Consider the following 15,839-nt stretch of genomic DNA (forward strand, 5'->3'; position numbering starts at 1 on the left):
TCCTTTTCTCCTCCTGTTTCTTTCAAACGACATACGTAGTTATCATATTCATGATTTTTTTCCATATGAAAAATCTTTTCAAGCTCCATTATTCAGTAACATCTCTTTCCTATGAATTCGTCTTATTCTTATTGAGTTCAACAATGGCTCTCGCCGCTACTTCAGCATCATCAAAATCGAAAGTTTCATTTCCGATCTGCTGATAGGTTTCATGTCCTTTTCCGGCAATGAGGACAACGTCGCCTTTTTTGGCATTGGCAATTGCGAAAAAGATCGCCTGCTCGCGGTTTGCAATACTGTGATAGTATGCGTTCTCTACTCCGGCTTCCATATCTCTTAAAATCGCGCGAGGATCTTCGCTTCTCGGGTTATCTGACGTGAAAATCGGCTCGTCAGCCAGCTTCACAGCAATTTTAGCCATTTTCGGGCGCTTCGTCTTATCTCTGTCTCCTCCGCAACCGACAACGACAAATAGCTTTCCTTCCGTCATATCTCTGCATGTCTCCAGCACATTTTCAAGGCTGTCCGGTGTGTGCGCGTAGTCTACAATGACAGGAAACTCCTGCTGCTGATTGACCAATTCAAAACGTCCTCTTACACCATGCAATTCTTCAACAGCCTCAGTGATGATTTCAAACGGTATGCCTGCTGCAATACATGTTGCAACAGCGGCCAGCACGTTATACACATTAAATTGTCCGACGAGAGACATCGTGATGTGCTTCGTGCCTTTGTTTGTCACGAGATCAAAGCTTGTGCCCTGTGCAGTGATACTGATGTTCTTCGCCATCACATCAGCATCGTTTTTAATTCCGTATGTAGAGATATGCGCAGCTGTTACCTTTTCAAAATAAGCGCTCGCCTCATCGTCAGCATTCAGGACGGCACGCTTTGGATGTTCATGGTTGAAAGCCCCGCCAAGCTGGGAAAAGAGCAAGCTTTTTGCATGCCGGTACTCATCCATCGTTTTATGATAGTCCAGATGGTCCTGTGTTAAATTCGTAAACACGGCAATATCATAATCACAGCCATGGACGCGTCCTAAAGACAAAGCGTGGGAAGAAACCTCCATGATTGCAGTGTCAACGTGCTTGTCATTCATTTTCTTAAACGTTTTCTGCAGCGTGACGCTTTCCGGAGTCGTGTTTTTAACAGGAAGTGTTTCGTCTCCGATTTTCATGTACATTGTACCGATCAAGCCTGTGCGTTTTCCCGCTTTTTTCAGAATCTCATCGACCATGTGGGTCGTTGATGTTTTGCCGTTTGTCCCTGTTATCCCAATCAGCTGAAGCTTCTTCGTCGGCTGTCCGTAAAACGCATCAGACAAAACGCTGAGCGCGCGAAGTGACTGCCGGACAATAATAACAGGAACATTCACATCGACCTCTCGTTCTGCCACAATAGCCGCTGCGCCGTTTTCTACTGCTTTTTGCGCAAAATCGTGGCCATCCACCGTATACCCTTTTACACATACAAAAAGACTCCCTTTCTTTACTTCTCTGGAGTCCATCTCAATTGAAGTTATTTCAGGGTCTTGTGAGTCGTTTACAGAAGGTTCGGTTGTTAAGTATGTAAGCAGCTTTGTAAGTTTCATCGTATCAAACCTCTCAACATTCTAATTCGTTCTTTTTATCATTGAAGTCACATCAAATGATGTGGTAATGATTTTAAGCATACAGTTCATATTTTAGCGTAAATAAAAGGATACATCCAGCTAATCTTGAAAGATATCAGCATTTTTTCTGCAATAAAAGAATAGGCAGCCCGAATCAATCGGCTGCCTCCTTTTCATCTTCTTCAGTCAAATACACGCGTATCTTTGAGCCTTCTTTTACTTTCGTTCCGGCAGCTGGCGATTGTTTAACGATTTTGCTCCCTTTCCCGGAAGCATCCACATTGAGATTCACCAATAGTGACTCAAGATCTGAGACAGACATCCCTACAACATTCGGAACTTCTATTGTTTTTGTGTCGTTCCATTGGTATTTTTTCTCGATTTGATTTTTCCGGGGCTTCACACCAAGTTCCGGCAGACTGTCTCTCATAATATTTCCGACAATAGGCGCTGCAACCGTTCCGCCAAACTGAATCGTGCCTTTCGGGTTATCCACCGCAACGTAGACGACTAGACTCGGATCATCAGCTGGCGCGAAACCGATAAATGATACAATATGGTTGTTCTCAAGGTATTTTCCATCTTTAACCTTTTGTGCAGTTCCCGTTTTTCCTCCGACACGATATCCTTCTACAAATGCATTGCGGCCGGTGCCTTCTGCGACGACGCTTTCTAGAGCATAGCGGATTTGTTTGGATGTTTCCTCAGAAATGACTTGTTTCTTTGCGATTGGTGATTGTTTTTTGACCGTTTTCTTCGTAACAGGATCGATCCATTCCTTTGCAATATAAGGTGTGTAGAGCGTTCCTCCGTTTACAGCGGCGGATACTGCTGAAACCTGCTGAATCGGTGTGACGGATACTCCCTGTCCGAAAGCCGTAGTTGCTTGCTCCACAGGGCCCACTCTCTCAAGCGGGAATAAGATGCCTGTTCCCTCGCCTTGGAGATCAATCCCCGTTTTTTGTCCAAAACCAAAGTCTTTGATATATTTGAAAAGCTTTTCCTTTCCTAAGCGCTCGCCTAATTCAACAAACCCCGGGTTGCAGGAGTTCTGCACAACTTCCAGATACGTCTGCAGCCCGTGCCCGCCTCTTTTCCAGCAGCGCAGTCTCGCTCCGTCCACTTCCGCATGCCCTTTATCATAAAATTGATCCCGTTTCAAATTTACTTTTTGCTCTTCAAGGGCTGCTGCAAGTGTAATAATTTTAAAGGTAGATCCCGGTTCATACGTGCTCCATACTGGCAGATTTCGATTGTAGACGGACGGATCAACAGATTGGTAATCAGCAGGGTCGAAGTCAGGCCTGCTAGACATCCCCAAGATTTCTCCGTTTTTCGGATTCATGGCTACGGCAATCATGCCGTCCGGATGATATTTGGCCTCAGCGTTATCAAGCTCTCTTTCCATTATCGTCTGGACCTTTGAATCAACCGTCAGCTTCATATCAAGCCCATCCTTAGGCGGCGTATAGTCATCCGCTTCATCAGGCATTTTTTTACCCTTGGCATCTGTATAAAACTTAACAGAACCTTTTTCCCCTTTTAAATCATCGTCGTAATAGGCTTCAAGTCCAAGGAGCCCTTGGTTGTCAATTCCTGCAAATCCAAGCACATGAGATAAAAAGCTGCCGAACGGGTAATGACGGATACTGTCCTCCGCAACATACACACCTTTTAAATCAAGCGCTTTGATTTCCTTCGCCTTCTCATTTGAAATTTTTCTCCCTTCAGGAGTGATCTTTTCGATTGACGCTTTTTTAGTCACATGTTTATATACTTTTTCTTCTGACATGTTGAGCACCGCCGCAAGCTGCTTGCTCGTTTTCATCGGATTCTGAACTTGGCGCGGCACGACGAATACGGTCGGCGCACTTTTATTTGTTGCGAGCTTCACACCATTCCGATCCAGAATCTCGCCTCTCTCCGGCTCAAACGGCAAGTTCCGGCTCCAGGAATCTTTCGCCAGCGAAGTCAGTTTTTCGCCCATCACAAACTGAACATACCCCAGCCTTGTATCAATGATCAGAAACACGATCACGCCAAAAAGCAAAACAAATAATAAACGTTTTCTAACCGTTACATTCGAGACGCGCAAGAGACCGTTCACTCCTTATTTAGGCTTGTTTCATTTTATGCCTGAAATTGGACAGGTAGAACGATGCTCCTCTAGGCATAAAAAAAAGAAAGCCTGCATAACGCAAGCTTTCTTTTTAATCAGGATTTTTAAACTTGACCTTGATTACGGTTTTGTCTTTGATTTCTTTGTCTTTCTTAACACTTTGGCTGACAGCGTAGCCTTGCCCGTTTACTTCAATATGAATTCCCGCGAGCTCACCGTACTGCAGAACCTCTCTTCTCGACCAGCCTGTCATATCAGGCATTTTGATTTTACCGCCCGTTTTCAGGAAGACCTTTTGATTGGTGAGAACTTCCTCACCCGCTTCCGGATACTGTTCTTTTACAGCGACATCACTGCCGATGACAATTGGTGTGAGATTCTCCTCTTTTGCTTTCTTTTGAGCAGCAGCTACCGTTTGATCTGTTAAATCAGGCATTGTCTGTGCTTTTGTTTCTTCCTTATCTGAGTCAGATTTTTCAGTTGGTTCAATGTTTAGGTAGTGCAGGCTGTTTTTCATTGTTGGGTTGAAGATTTCAGATACTGGTTCTGAACTGCTCTGTCCTGCTTTTAACTGCGGCTGCTGTACAGCAACATAAATTAAAAGCTCAGGATCATCTTTTGGTGCCATACCCATAAACGAAAAGATATAGTTATCTGTGCCGTCTAAATATCCGCCTTTACCGGCTATTTGCGCAGTACCTGTTTTCCCGGCAACATCAAAACCTTCGATTTTATAAGCTTGCCCTGTTCCGATCTTCGATGTAACGACTTCTCCCAATATATCCCGCACCTTTTTCGCAGTGCTTGCAGAAATCGGAGTTCCGGCTGATTCCGGCTTATTTTGATAAATAGTTTTATCTTTATCTGGGTCAACGATATGGTCAATCACATAAGGTTTCATCATTTTACCGTCATTCGCAATTGCCGTCGCAGCCTGAAGCTGCTGAATTGGTGTGACCGCAGACGCTTGGCCGTATGCAGTTGACGCCTTATCAAATTCATATTTAAAGTTGATTTTACTGGAGACTTCTCCTGGTAAATCAATACCTGTTTTCTGGTAAAAATTGAATTTGTGCAAATATTGATTGAGGCGGTCATATCCCAGCTTTTCTTTCGCCAGTTTCGCAAAAGCGACATTCGACGACCTTAGGACGCCGTCATGATATGTTGTCGGACCCCAGCCTACTCCGTTATTGTGATCCTTAACAGGTGCTCCGCCAACTTCAAATGTTCCTGATTTATATTGTTCGTTCGCATTAAACACATTTTCCTGCATTGCAGCAGCGAGTGTGAAAATCTTCATCGTTGATCCGGGTTCATACGCATATGAAATCAAATCATTATAGTAGTTTGTCACATCGCGCTTGTTCGGATCAAAGCTTGGGCGCTGTCCCATAGCAAGGACTTTGCCCGTTTTCGGATCGACAACTGCGGCCATGATTTTTTTCGGATTATACTTTTGCGCTACTTTTGTCATGCTGTCTTCCAAAAAGGTTTGAATTTTCTGGTCAATGGTTAAATATACATTGTCACCATTTTTTGGCGCTTTAATTTTATTTTTGCTGTTCGGAAGCTCCCAGCCGGATTTGTCGCTTTCATATGTCACATATCCGTCGCGCTCCTTCAAATACTTATCCAGCACTTTTTCTAATCCCATCGCGCCGGAAATTTCATTTGTTTCTTGATCAACCTCGGCATAGCCGATTAAATTGGATGCAAAAACACCGTTTGGATAATAGCGTTTTGTATCCCGTAAAAATGAAATGCCCGGGAGTTTCAGCTTTTCGATTTTTTGCTTTTGCGAATACGTAATATCCCGGCCAGCTGAGCCAAACTCGACTTGTTTTGCATCCTCCTTATTTAAGATATCAAGGATGTCGGCCTTGTCCAAGTTTATCACTTTAGACAATGCTTCTGCCGTTTTTTCTTTGTTTACAACATGCTGAGGATGCTTGACATCAGTGGTCATTTTTTTATCGAGAATCGCAATCAGTTTATACGTCGCTGTGTCCTCTGCAATGACTTTTCCTTTTCGGTCTAAAATCGAGCCGCGGCTCGCTTCGATGGTCCGTTTCTTTTCATGCTGCTCTGTCGCTTTTGTCGCAAGCACTTCGCCGTTCGCTTTTCCGGTTATTTGAATATATGCCATTCTCCCCAGGATGACAAAGAAAAAGAGAGCGAAACAAATACTTAGAATCGCTGCTCCTCTATTCATAAATTTATTCTTTTTTGGCATTTGAATCATTCCTGTATGTTTTTCACTTTTTTATCTTTTAAATTCAAGCCGTTCTTTTTCGCAATGTCCATAATGCGCTGCGGTTTGCTTAAATCAGCAACGCTTTTTTCGAGGTCACCAATTTGCTTATTTTCGGATGAAATTTGCTCCTCAAGCTTTTGCACCTCAATATTGGTTTGATATGCCGCATACGCCTTCGATACGATCAAAAGCGATACGCTGAGCACCGCCGCAGCAAAGAGGACAAGAAGCACTTTTTCTCCGAGAGTAATGGAAGCCCTTTTCTTGACAATCACTTTTTTCTCAGGACTGATCGCATGCCGCTGCTGTTTCTCTGGTTGGTAAGCTAAATTGCTCATAGGCTGATGACCTCCTTTTAATTTTGCGTTCGCGTTTCGTTATTTTCTTTTTTCAGCAATCCGAAGCTTGGCAGAACGAGCCCGGTTGTTCTCTTCAAGCTCTTCTTGAGATGCCGTAATCGGTTTTCGAGTGATGAGCTTCAGCTCCGGTTCAAACTCTTCCGGTATAACAGGAAGCCCCGGAGGAAGTTCCGGAAGCGACGACTTTTCTTTAAAAGTGGTTTTGCAAATTCTGTCTTCTAGCGAGTGGAAGGTAATGACCGATACCCTGCCCCCTGGCTTCAGAACCTCAATTGCCTGCTCCAAAGCTTCTTCAAACACCCTAAGTTCATCGTTTACGGCAATTCTGATTGCCTGAAACACGCGTTTAGCGGGATGTCCGCCGCTCCTTCTCGCTGGAGCGGGAATCGCGTCTTTTATTAGATCGACCAGTTGGCCCGTAGTTTGAATAGGAGACTTCATTCTTGCCTCCTCAATTTTTCTGGCGATCTGTTTACTGAACTTCTCTTCTCCGTATTTAAAGAAAATACGGACGAGATCCTCATAGCGCCACTCATTAACGACTTCTTTCGCCGAAAGCGTAGCCGACTGGTCCATCCTCATGTCCAACGGTGCGTCATGATGGTAACTGAATCCGCGCTCCGGTGTATCCAGCTGCGGAGAGGACACCCCTAAATCAAATAAAATGCCGTCTACTTCTGTAATGCCTTGTTCATTCAAACATTCTTTTAAATACCTGAAATTGCTTTTAATCAGAATGAGCTGTCCTTTATAATCGGACAACATTTCTTTAGCATGCTGTAATGCCGTATCATCTTGGTCAAAAGCGATTAAACGCCCCTTCTCGGATAACTGCTGCAATAAGTATGTACTATGCCCAGCTCCGCCGAGTGTGCAGTCTACATATGTACCGTCTGGTTTAATATTAAGTCCGTCTACGGTTTCACGAAGAAGTACTGTCTTGTGTTGAAACATATTGTGTTGGTCCCACCTTTTATCAGGATGAATTGAAATTGTTTTTAGAGTGTTATACACGAAGAATCATTATATATCAAACCCAATCATGTTTTCAGCAATTTCAGCAAATGAATCTTCTTGCTCTTCTGTGTATTGTTCCCAAATTACTTTACTCCACAATTCAATTCGATTAGAAACCCCGATAACAACACATTCTTTTTCCAGTTTGGCGTAATTCAATAGAGATGATGCGATATTTACCCTGCCTTGCTTGTCCAGTTCGCATTCAGTCGCCCCTGAAAAGAAGAAACGGGTAAACGCGCGGGCATCTTTCTTTGTGAGAGGAAGAGCTTTTAGTTTTTCTTCAATTTGTTTCCATTCGTGCATAGGGTAGCCGAAGAGACATTGGTCAAGTCCTCTAGTCAGCACAAATTGCTCACCTAGGCCTTCTCTGAATTTAGCGGGTACGATCATGCGGCCTTTCGCATCGATGGTATGCTGATATTCACCCATAAACATGATCTCTTGCCCCACTTTCTCTCCTTAACTCACCACTATCCACCACTTCGCTCCACAACTTCATTTTACACTGTTTACCCATAAAAAAAAACCCTGAACTATTCAGGGTTCTTTAAAACTTTATTTCAAAGTTTGACAACTTGATGTTGATTTTGAAAAGAAAATGGCAGATTCTTGAATGTCGTGAAGAATTTTGGACCGTACCTGTTCAAATAATACATGATATTCCAAATCCGTTCTTGCGGCGCAAGAAGCGGCTTAATGCTATTTTGAATTCTTTCATAATCCTTTAAGACGTAGCCTTCTTTTTCTTCAATTCGCTTCGTCACCGTGCGCTCTAAGAATTGAAGCTGATCCTGAATAAAAGCGGCATTTTTCAGGAGTAAAGGTTCCATGCTTTGATCAACCTTTAACGCCTCCTGCCGGACCGTTTTGTGAATCGCTTCAATTTGGCTTTTCGCATGATCCATCACCGCCGTAAACTCTTCCGGAATCTGGCGCTCGAAGTATGTCTCTCTTTGATTCTCCGTTCCGCGCTCAATCGCGTCTTGTAACGAGATATTCCGTTCAGCCAGTTTTTTCTCAATATGCCGCTCAAGTATCGTAATGTTCAGCCTTGGCATGACAGGAGGCATTTTGAAGCCCATCACCGCAAAAGCCTGTTTGAGCTCGCCCCAATAGTTGATTTCTCCAGGCCCTGCAATAAATGCTAAAGTCGGAATGAGAAATTCCTGCATTAACGGCCTCGTTACAACATTGTTGCTGAAACGCTCTGGATGTTCTTCCATATGTGTATGAAGTTCATCCATCGTCCATCCTAGATCAAGCTCTTTGATGACAAATCGGCCGTTATCTTTTTCAATTAAAAAACGCTCTTCTTCGTATTCATAAAACAGATTCGCCTGCTCTTTTCCGGACTCGATAATCGGTTTGTAGCCTGCTTGACGCATGAAAGCCTGCTGATCTGATACAGCCCTGGCGAGTTCATCATTTTCTCGAAGAATCTTTTGGAACATGGCCGTTTCCAGCTTTTTAATCCCCGGATCTCCAGAATTTAATAAAACTAAGCCCTCTTCTTGGAACAAATTCGCGATCAGCAGTTCAAAGAAGTCAGTAAACGTAACAGATTCCCTTAAACATCGTTTCACATTGTCGAGAAGTGTATTCGTATGGTCTGTTTCTTCAAAATCGGCAAAAACATCATCTATCCACGCGGCACACTTTTCTTGATCAAGCGATGTACTCGCTGCTGATGATTTCTTCCAATAAGACTGAGGCAGCTTTTTTTTCACAGGCCCATTCTCTTCAGATGTGTGAACAAAATTAATCTCATCCAAATCGTGGTCTTCTCCAGCCACCCAGAAGATTGGTATGACAGGCACTTGCAGTTCCTTTTCTTGTTGCTTTGCTAAAACAATGATTGAAATGATTTTATGTATGGTGTAAAGCGGTCCTGTTAAAAGTCCTGCCTGCTGTCCGCCGACTACAGCGGCACTTGACGGGTCCTTCAGCTTCTCAATAGCAGACTGCATCGCACTTGAACCGAATTTATTATGGTAAGAGGTTAAGTACGCCGCCAATTCCTCTCTTGCGAAAAACCGGGAAGATAAGTCTTCCAGTCTTTCGCGCCACATGTCCTTATGATGAATACTGTAATCAAAAAAAGAAGACATTTCTTCTTTGCCATCTATATAGTGCTGTACAAACACATTCTGATTTTTGATGGAAAGTTCAGTTAGCTGCATCTTCTAGAACTTCCTTTCTCCAATAAATAGTTAGTGATCCGAAATGAGTATAGCATGTTACCGAAAAAGCTCAAAAGACTTTGTTTGTATTTCGCTCCAATGCTTTGATGCTGCCATATAAAAACGCTAGGTGGACGGCATCAAGACCTTGAAGACTTGCTTCCTTCAATAAGTATCCGATAATAGCGTCAGCTTCCGTCTGCCGGCCTCCAATGACGTCAACCAGCATTGATGAACGATTCTCTTTCGTTTGCCCACAAACGGCCTGAACCCGCTCCCAAGCCTTTTCTTCGTTTTCAAGTTTTAAAATGCGGCATGCCTCCTGAAATACCAGCTTCATAAAAGCCAGATAAGCTGGCGTTGTCAGCAGTTCTCCATTTTTTACCTGCAATAACGCAGTTAAAGGATTAATACACGCATTTACAATCAGCTTGCCCGTCAGCAGACGGTACCAATCCGTCTCATAATCAATCGGAAAATCCGAATGGTTATGCTGAAACAAGATGTTCAGCCGGTCTGGTTCAGCATCGTCGAACGCGCTCCATTTTATAGCACCTAGGCCTGTATGATCAACAGCTGTATCCGATTTTCTTACAGCTCCGTGCTCAACGATTCCAACATAAATGGAATGGCCAACGTGCCAGTCTTTTAGGTCGTGGATATGCCCCATGCCGTTTTGCAAAAATAATATATTCGTCTTCCCGATCCGTTCAAGCGACGAAAAAACAGACTGAAGCTGATGCTGCTTCACTGTCACGACAAGCAGGTCAAATTCCGAATTGATACTCGTGTCCGCACTGCAATCAGCCCTGAATTCCTCCCCGCCTTTATAAAGCCGGATTCCTTCAGACCGAATGGCCGCAGCCTGTTCTTGCCGCCTCGTCACAACAGTCACGTCGTGATAAAGTGACAAATAATAGGCGCATAAAAGACCGACGGAGCCTCCGCCGATAATTCCAATTTTCATGATGTCACACCCAATTTAGCATTTACGTATTATCATAGCAGAAGTAAGAAGAAATTACTTCTCAAAGATCCCATGTGCTTAAAATTAAAGTTTAAATATTTGGATTTTTTAAATAAAGCGTTTACAATATATGTAGAAACAACAAAGGGGGAGATTTGTTTGACAAAGGTAGAACGTCTGCTCATCAACTATAAAACGCTGGAAGAATTCAAGAAATTCAAAGAATACGGCATTCAGGAGCTTTCAATGCTTGAAGAACTTCAGGATAATATTATTGAAAATGACAGCACTTCGCCTTTTTATGGGATTTATTTTGGCGATAAACTTGTAGCACGAATGAGTCTGTATCAAGTTAACGGCAAATCGAATCCCTATTTTGACAACCGCCAGGATTATTTGGAGCTGTGGAAGCTTGAGGTTCTTCCGGGCTACCAGAACAGGGGATACGGGAGAGCCTTGGTTGAATTTGCAAAATCATTCAAAATGCCGATCCGGACAAATCCGAGAATGAAATCAGCGGAATTTTGGAACAAAATGAACTTTAAAACTGTTAAGTATGATATGGCGCGGGACAAAGGGGAAAACCCGCTCATCTGGCATCCTGATATGGATCATGAAATGACACCGGGAGAGTCTGCATAGAAATCAAAACAACCGGCCTATTCTTACTATAGGGCCGGTTCATTTCAGGCGTTTCTTTACGTTTCTTGAGCCGCTTTTTTCATTCTTCCGTCTTCCTTCGAAACAACCATTTTTCTGGCCCGATCCATGATATCGATCAGTGCCTTGTAATCCTCTTCTGTCATCTCTAGCTGATTCCGCAATGTCTGATTTTCACTCCGCAAATCCTCAAGCTCTTTTTGCAGCGATTGGATTTGCTCCTTCAATTTTTCCCTTTCAAGCTGAAATTCTTGTGCAGACGGTGCTTCTTTGAATTGTTCGAGAAATTGAATGACATCCTGAATGGACAAATCTCGTTTTCCTTCTGACGATGCCGAGGCAGTCTGCTTCATGGAATTCGGCATATTGACCGAATGAACGCCGATTTGCTTTCTCAGTTCTTTCCTTTGCTTTTTTGCAAGCTCTATACCTGACTGGTATTGTTTTCTCACATACGAGTTCCACCTGAAACCACAGGCTGCCGCGGTTCTGGTCAGCGCCCTTCCAACCTCCTCAAAGGCTGAAAGCTGTGTTCCTCCCTCTCGAATATGACGAAGCACCACTTCTGCCAGCAGCAAATCCTCATCCTGAGTCCAAGCATCTTGTCTTGTAATGGTCAAATTCAATCTCCCTCCATGTCAGCTTATTTATCTCATACATATGCCGGTAATAGATTAGATAGACTATTTGCACTCACAAATTTTCCGCAAGCTGACAGGAAGAGAAAAAGAAAAAGCGCAGGGCTTTCACCCCGCGCTTTTCTTATTAGTTACTTTTTACATTTATGTCTTTGCCGTTGTATGATCCGCATGCTTTGCATACACGGTGAGACAACTTCATCTCTCCGCATGACGGACATTCTGTCATACCAGGTACATTAAGTTTGAAATGTGTACGGCGCAATCTTTTCTTCATTTTAGAAGTTCTTCTAAAAGGTACAGCCATTATTCCCACCTCCTTAAAGAGTTAAGATTCATCATCTTGTTTTAAGAGCTTTTCAAGGGCTGCAAGTCTCGGATCAACTTGATTCTTCTTGTCTTCTTCCGAAATGACTTGCCAATCCTTTCCTTCTTGAGGAGCAGCTCCTTTTTCTTGTTCAGATTCACAAAAGATTTGCATAGGGATTTCTAAAAGAATTTCTTCTTTCACGATCGGAGTTAAGTCGATAGTATCGTCCTCAACAATATGAACGTCATCATCTTCTATATCATCCGTGTGATGAAATATAAACAGTTCTTTTGTTGAAATTTCAAATGGATACGGAACATCAACGAGTGTTCTTGAGCATGGCAAAATCATTTCGCCTGAAATTGTAAAATCAAACGAAACCTGTTTGGATTTGATATCCGCTCTGCCCTTCACCCGGACGGGAGAAATGCGGCGAATGTCAGAATTCAGCTTTGTCAGCTCATTTAACTCAACTGTTTCATCAAACTCAAAACTTTGTTTTGGCATTTGATGCAGCTGATAAATCGTCCATTTCATTTGTATCACCTCAGGAAAGCAACAAACATGATTATAGCTTTTAAGATTGTTTTTGTCAATATTTTTTCTTTACAGCATAATGCTGCCATTGAAGTATCGTTGACAGCGGAATATGCTATGCATACACTTAAAACAAAAATAAGGCGTAAGAGTTTTCATTTGCAAATGTACCATACGTTTTTAAACATAGCAAGAAAGGCGGAAAAAATATGAAAGCTGTCGGATTGGTGGTTGAATTTAATCCTTTTCATAACGGACATGCATATTATGTTCAGGAAGCAAAAAAACAAACCAAAAGTGACTTGGCTATTGCAGTAATGAGCGGTAACTTCCTACAAAGAGGTGAACCAGCACTCGTTTCTAAGTGGTCTCGTACCAGAATGGCATTGCAAAATGGTGTTGATATTGTCATTGAACTTCCATATATGTACGCTGTACAAAGAGCAGATATTTTTGCACATGGTGCAGTCAACATCTTAAATCATATTGGGTGTTCAACTCTTTATTTCAGTAGTGAAGATGGGAAAATAGAACGTTTTTATCATGAATTGGAGTTATACCAAAAAGAAGAAAAGGCTATATATAACGTATTCAAAAAAGAAATTAAGTCAGGCAAAAACTTTGCAGCTGCTATGGCAAAATCATTTGAAACTTATCAAGATAAAAAAGGTGTTAATTTAGCATTACCTAATAATATTTTAGGTTTTCATTATGTAAAAACAATCAAAGACCTTAACTTGCCCATAAAACCAATGACTGGTCCTAGACTTCATCAGGGCTACCATGAACTGGTTCTTCCAAAAAACAAAAAATCATTCGCGAGTGCTACAAGTATTAGAAATGCATTATTTGAGACTGGTAACATTGATAAAATAAAGGAATTCATTCCAGATAATATAGCATTCGAACTGAAATTATACAAAGAGAAGTACGGTATGTGGCATAGCCATGAGGATTACTTTAGTTTTTTAAAATATAATCTTTCATTATTATCGGAAAAAGAACTTAGTCAAATTTATGAAGTTGAAGAGGGGTTGGAAAACAGAATTTTAAAACTTTACCTGAATGCTCCTTCATTTCAAGAGTATATGACTAAATTAAAAACAAAACGATATACTTGGACAAAGCTACAGCGCCTAAATGTACATCTTTTAACACATGCCAAAAACAAAGAGCTTTCTCAGTTATTACATGAAGGTATACCTTACATTAGAATATTAGGAATGACAACCAAAGGCCAATCATTTTTATCCAACAAGAAAAAAGACCTTAAATTTCCTCTTATTAGTAATCCGTCGAAATATTCGCATACCGCTCTTAATCTTGATATTAAAGCCTCTCTTGTATACAGCGCACCACTAACCGAGCCAGCTCGGTCAGAATTTTACAAACAAGAATTTTCACCGATTCGTTATAATGAGATTAACAAGGCTTTTTTATAAATTCGAGTTGATTTGACAATGGAATTTAAATATATTAATATTTTACTATATTTTACTAATGGAGGTATCATTGTGAAAAAATCTTTATTAATCTTATTCTCTTTTTTATTAGTATCTTCAGTTGTATTATTTGGATCTAATGAAAAAGCCCAAGCAGCTACTTATTCAGGCTGGCAACACCCCTACGGTTTTAACAAGAGTTGTAAAGTAAGAGTTATTACCGATGCAAGTACATATACCAAAAGAGCTACAACGGTTGATGCTAAAGTAGAACAAAACGGTAATTGTGGAAAACTTTATTACAGAATGTATCTCGCCTACAAAAATGCCAATTTCGGTTCAATAGGAGATGATCAAACTGGTGAGTTTTCAAGTTCAACTCCATGGAAATCTTTTAGCATCAGAAGTGTGAAACAAACACAAACGACGAGTATCCATGTTCACTTGTCTAAGAAGAAGAATAGTGGTTACGGAGATGAACCAAGAGCATACTCAAAAAGTATTAAAATATACGGTCGCTAAGTCCATAAATAATAATATTCTACATTTGTGGAGAGTATTCCACAGATAAATTCAAACACCTATATGCTATAGCATATAGGTGTTTTTTTGCATATATTAATCCAAGTGCTACCTCAGAATTTTAACATTTATATTACATTAAACAATTCCAAGCGTCATCAACAATTCAAAAAAATCGTTAGAGTTCACATTAACTTTTCGCTTTCAGCTTATTCAAATAATCAATCGCATCCTGCATGGTATCAACAGGAACAATCTTCATATCTGAATCAATATCTTTTGCTGTTTTTACTGCGTTCTTATAATCGGAATTGCTGGCGCCGTTTTGATTTGGCGCGAAGAAAATGTCTTTTCCGGCTTTGTCTGCGGCGACGACTTTTTGATCAATGCCGCCGATCGGGCCTACTTTTCCGTCAACATCAATCGTACCTGTTCCCGCAATATCGTAGCCTTTTGTTTCGTCTGGTTTTGTCAGCTGATTATAGATTTCAAGGGACATCATTAACCCTGCTGACGGGCCGCCAATATTTTCGATTTCAAAATCAATATCAGGCTCTACCTTCACGTTTCTGTCTGTATAAAGTGAAACTCCGATTCCTGCCCGATCCGGCTCATCAGGAAATTGTTTTAACGTAAGGGTGACACGCTTTTCTTTTTCTTCTCTTTCGATCTTTAACGTGACTTTATCTCCCGCTTTTTTGCTGCTGATATAATCAATCAGCTTTTCAGCAGACTGATAGTTTTTGCCGTCTGCGCTGATGATTTTATCACCGACTTCTATTTTCCCTTTTGCCGGCATGTTTTCTACAACTGAGCTTGCGTATATGCCGTTAAAGGAATAGCTGACTTTTTTTCCTGCCTTTTGATAGGCGGCTATAACCGCATTTTCTTGCGAGCTTTTCATCATTTGGAGCTGTCTTTTCATATATTCCTTATCTGACTCGCCTTCCTCCTTAATACTCTCATCAGGAACAATTTCATAATAAGGGTGCATCTTTGCCCACACATATGTAAACGGATTAGCCGGTCCCACTTTAACAGTCATTAAGGACAGGCTTCCTTTTTCCGGGTAGCCTCCCTCCACTTTTATCAATGAAGCAAGCTCTGTCGCTTCTCCCGGTTTTGTAATATAGTATGGAAGTTTTATAAATGATAAAACGGCGATCAGTATGAGGATGACGAGCATCCAGCTAAAATGTTTTTTACGTAGCAA

At 41.6% G+C, this 15,839-nt stretch carries 16 protein-coding genes; 4 read left to right on the forward strand and 12 right to left on the reverse strand.

Annotated features, from left to right (window positions below; genetic code table 11):
* Window positions 1-109 precede the first annotated feature (109 nt).
* The 8 genes from ACQVGT_RS12560 to ACQVGT_RS12595 all read right to left on the reverse strand — a co-directional run bounded on the left by ACQVGT_RS12560 (window position 110) and on the right by ACQVGT_RS12595 (window position 10,517).
* Window positions 110-1,594, reverse strand: a complete 1,485-nt coding sequence (locus tag ACQVGT_RS12560; protein ID WP_015483202.1) for a UDP-N-acetylmuramoyl-L-alanyl-D-glutamate--2,6-diaminopimelate ligase — start codon at window positions 1,592-1,594, stop codon at window positions 110-112.
* Between the two features lie 175 nt (window positions 1,595-1,769).
* Window positions 1,770-3,710 carry a stage V sporulation protein D gene (locus tag ACQVGT_RS12565; protein ID WP_015483201.1) on the reverse strand — a complete coding sequence of 647 codons (1,941 nt, stop codon included), beginning with the start codon at window positions 3,708-3,710 and terminating at the stop codon, window positions 1,770-1,772.
* A 115-nt stretch (window positions 3,711-3,825) separates the two neighbouring features.
* Entirely contained in the window at window positions 3,826-5,970 is a 2,145-nt protein-coding gene (pbpB, locus tag ACQVGT_RS12570) for a penicillin-binding protein 2B (protein ID WP_015483200.1), read from the reverse strand.
* Window positions 5,971-5,975: 5 nt separating this feature from the next.
* On the reverse strand, window positions 5,976-6,329 hold the full coding sequence (gene ftsL, locus ACQVGT_RS12575) for a cell division protein FtsL (protein WP_003232200.1): 354 nt from the start codon (window positions 6,327-6,329) through the stop codon (window positions 5,976-5,978).
* A 39-nt stretch (window positions 6,330-6,368) separates the two neighbouring features.
* Window positions 6,369-7,304 (reverse strand): 16S rRNA (cytosine(1402)-N(4))-methyltransferase RsmH, encoded by a 936-nt coding sequence (gene rsmH / locus ACQVGT_RS12580; RefSeq protein WP_015383596.1) that lies wholly within the window; start codon window positions 7,302-7,304, stop codon window positions 6,369-6,371.
* Window positions 7,305-7,373: 69 nt separating this feature from the next.
* Window positions 7,374-7,805: a division/cell wall cluster transcriptional repressor MraZ gene (gene mraZ, locus ACQVGT_RS12585; RefSeq protein ID WP_003221402.1), complete on the reverse strand. Its 432-nt coding sequence runs from the start codon at window positions 7,803-7,805 to the stop codon at window positions 7,374-7,376.
* A gap of 125 nt (window positions 7,806-7,930) precedes the next feature.
* A complete protein-coding gene (gene bshC / locus ACQVGT_RS12590) occupies window positions 7,931-9,550 on the reverse strand; it encodes a bacillithiol biosynthesis cysteine-adding enzyme BshC (protein ID WP_015383595.1) in 1,620 nt (539 codons plus the stop codon).
* A gap of 70 nt (window positions 9,551-9,620) precedes the next feature.
* Window positions 9,621-10,517, reverse strand: coding sequence for a 2-dehydropantoate 2-reductase (locus ACQVGT_RS12595; RefSeq protein ID WP_015383594.1), 897 nt, complete (start codon window positions 10,515-10,517; stop codon window positions 9,621-9,623).
* Window positions 10,518-10,676: 159 nt separating this feature from the next.
* Between ACQVGT_RS12595 and ACQVGT_RS12600 the strand changes: the two genes are divergently transcribed.
* On the forward strand, window positions 10,677-11,159 hold the full coding sequence (locus ACQVGT_RS12600) for an N-acetyltransferase (protein WP_014476736.1): 483 nt from the start codon (window positions 10,677-10,679) through the stop codon (window positions 11,157-11,159).
* A 56-nt stretch (window positions 11,160-11,215) separates the two neighbouring features.
* Here the strand turns inward: ACQVGT_RS12600 and gerR are convergent, their stop codons facing one another.
* From gerR to ACQVGT_RS12615, 3 genes are all read right to left on the reverse strand, one after another.
* Window positions 11,216-11,797 carry a sporulation-specific transcriptional regulator GerR gene (gene gerR / locus ACQVGT_RS12605; RefSeq protein ID WP_015383592.1) on the reverse strand — a complete coding sequence of 194 codons (582 nt, stop codon included), beginning with the start codon at window positions 11,795-11,797 and terminating at the stop codon, window positions 11,216-11,218.
* Between the two features lie 145 nt (window positions 11,798-11,942).
* Window positions 11,943-12,122, reverse strand: a complete 180-nt coding sequence (gene rpmF / locus ACQVGT_RS12610) for a 50S ribosomal protein L32 (protein WP_003154457.1) — start codon at window positions 12,120-12,122, stop codon at window positions 11,943-11,945.
* Between the two features lie 21 nt (window positions 12,123-12,143).
* Entirely contained in the window at window positions 12,144-12,662 is a 519-nt protein-coding gene (locus tag ACQVGT_RS12615) for a YceD family protein (RefSeq protein WP_014479718.1), read from the reverse strand.
* Window positions 12,663-12,689: 27 nt separating this feature from the next.
* Between ACQVGT_RS12615 and ACQVGT_RS12620 the strand changes: the two genes are divergently transcribed.
* The 3 genes from ACQVGT_RS12620 (at window position 12,690) to yqgA (ending at window position 14,626) form a co-directional block, all read left to right on the forward strand.
* Complete coding sequence (locus ACQVGT_RS12620; RefSeq protein ID WP_003232215.1) at window positions 12,690-12,875, forward strand: hypothetical protein; 186 nt, start codon at window positions 12,690-12,692, stop codon at window positions 12,873-12,875.
* Window positions 12,872-14,104, forward strand: a complete 1,233-nt coding sequence (locus tag ACQVGT_RS12625; RefSeq protein WP_015383591.1) for a nucleotidyltransferase — start codon at window positions 12,872-12,874, stop codon at window positions 14,102-14,104. The genes ACQVGT_RS12620 and ACQVGT_RS12625 overlap by 4 nt, the downstream gene beginning before the upstream one ends.
* A gap of 72 nt (window positions 14,105-14,176) precedes the next feature.
* Window positions 14,177-14,626, forward strand: coding sequence for a cell wall-binding protein YqgA (gene yqgA, locus ACQVGT_RS12630; RefSeq protein ID WP_015483199.1), 450 nt, complete (start codon window positions 14,177-14,179; stop codon window positions 14,624-14,626).
* Between the two features lie 190 nt (window positions 14,627-14,816).
* On the opposite strand, the gene ddcP is transcribed toward yqgA, so the two are convergent.
* Entirely contained in the window at window positions 14,817-15,839 is a 1,023-nt protein-coding gene (gene ddcP, locus ACQVGT_RS12635) for a protease DdcP (protein ID WP_015483198.1), read from the reverse strand.

Source organism: Bacillus sp. SCT118 (genome assembly GCF_058566435.1).

Coding starts and splice junctions, on each gene's coding strand:
- ACQVGT_RS12560 (WP_015483202.1), bottom strand. CDS start 1,594: ATGAAACTTACAAAGCTGCTTACATACTTAACAACCGAACCTTCTGTA.
- rsmH (WP_015383596.1), bottom strand. CDS start 7,304: ATGTTTCAACACAAGACAGTACTTCTTCGTGAAACCGTAGACGGACTT.
- bshC (WP_015383595.1), bottom strand. CDS start 9,550: ATGCAGCTAACTGAACTTTCCATCAAAAATCAGAATGTGTTTGTACAG.
- ACQVGT_RS12595 (WP_015383594.1), bottom strand. CDS start 10,517: ATGAAAATTGGAATTATCGGCGGAGGCTCCGTCGGTCTTTTATGCGCC.
- ACQVGT_RS12625 (WP_015383591.1), top strand. CDS start 12,872: ATGAAAGCTGTCGGATTGGTGGTTGAATTTAATCCTTTTCATAACGGA.
- ftsL (WP_003232200.1), bottom strand. CDS start 6,329: ATGAGCAATTTAGCTTACCAACCAGAGAAACAGCAGCGGCATGCGATC.
- mraZ (WP_003221402.1), bottom strand. CDS start 7,805: ATGTTTATGGGTGAATATCAGCATACCATCGATGCGAAAGGCCGCATG.
- pbpB (WP_015483200.1), bottom strand. CDS start 5,970: ATGCCAAAAAAGAATAAATTTATGAATAGAGGAGCAGCGATTCTAAGT.
- ACQVGT_RS12620 (WP_003232215.1), top strand. CDS start 12,690: ATGATTATAGCTTTTAAGATTGTTTTTGTCAATATTTTTTCTTTACAG.
- rpmF (WP_003154457.1), bottom strand. CDS start 12,122: ATGGCTGTACCTTTTAGAAGAACTTCTAAAATGAAGAAAAGATTGCGC.
- ACQVGT_RS12615 (WP_014479718.1), bottom strand. CDS start 12,662: ATGAAATGGACGATTTATCAGCTGCATCAAATGCCAAAACAAAGTTTT.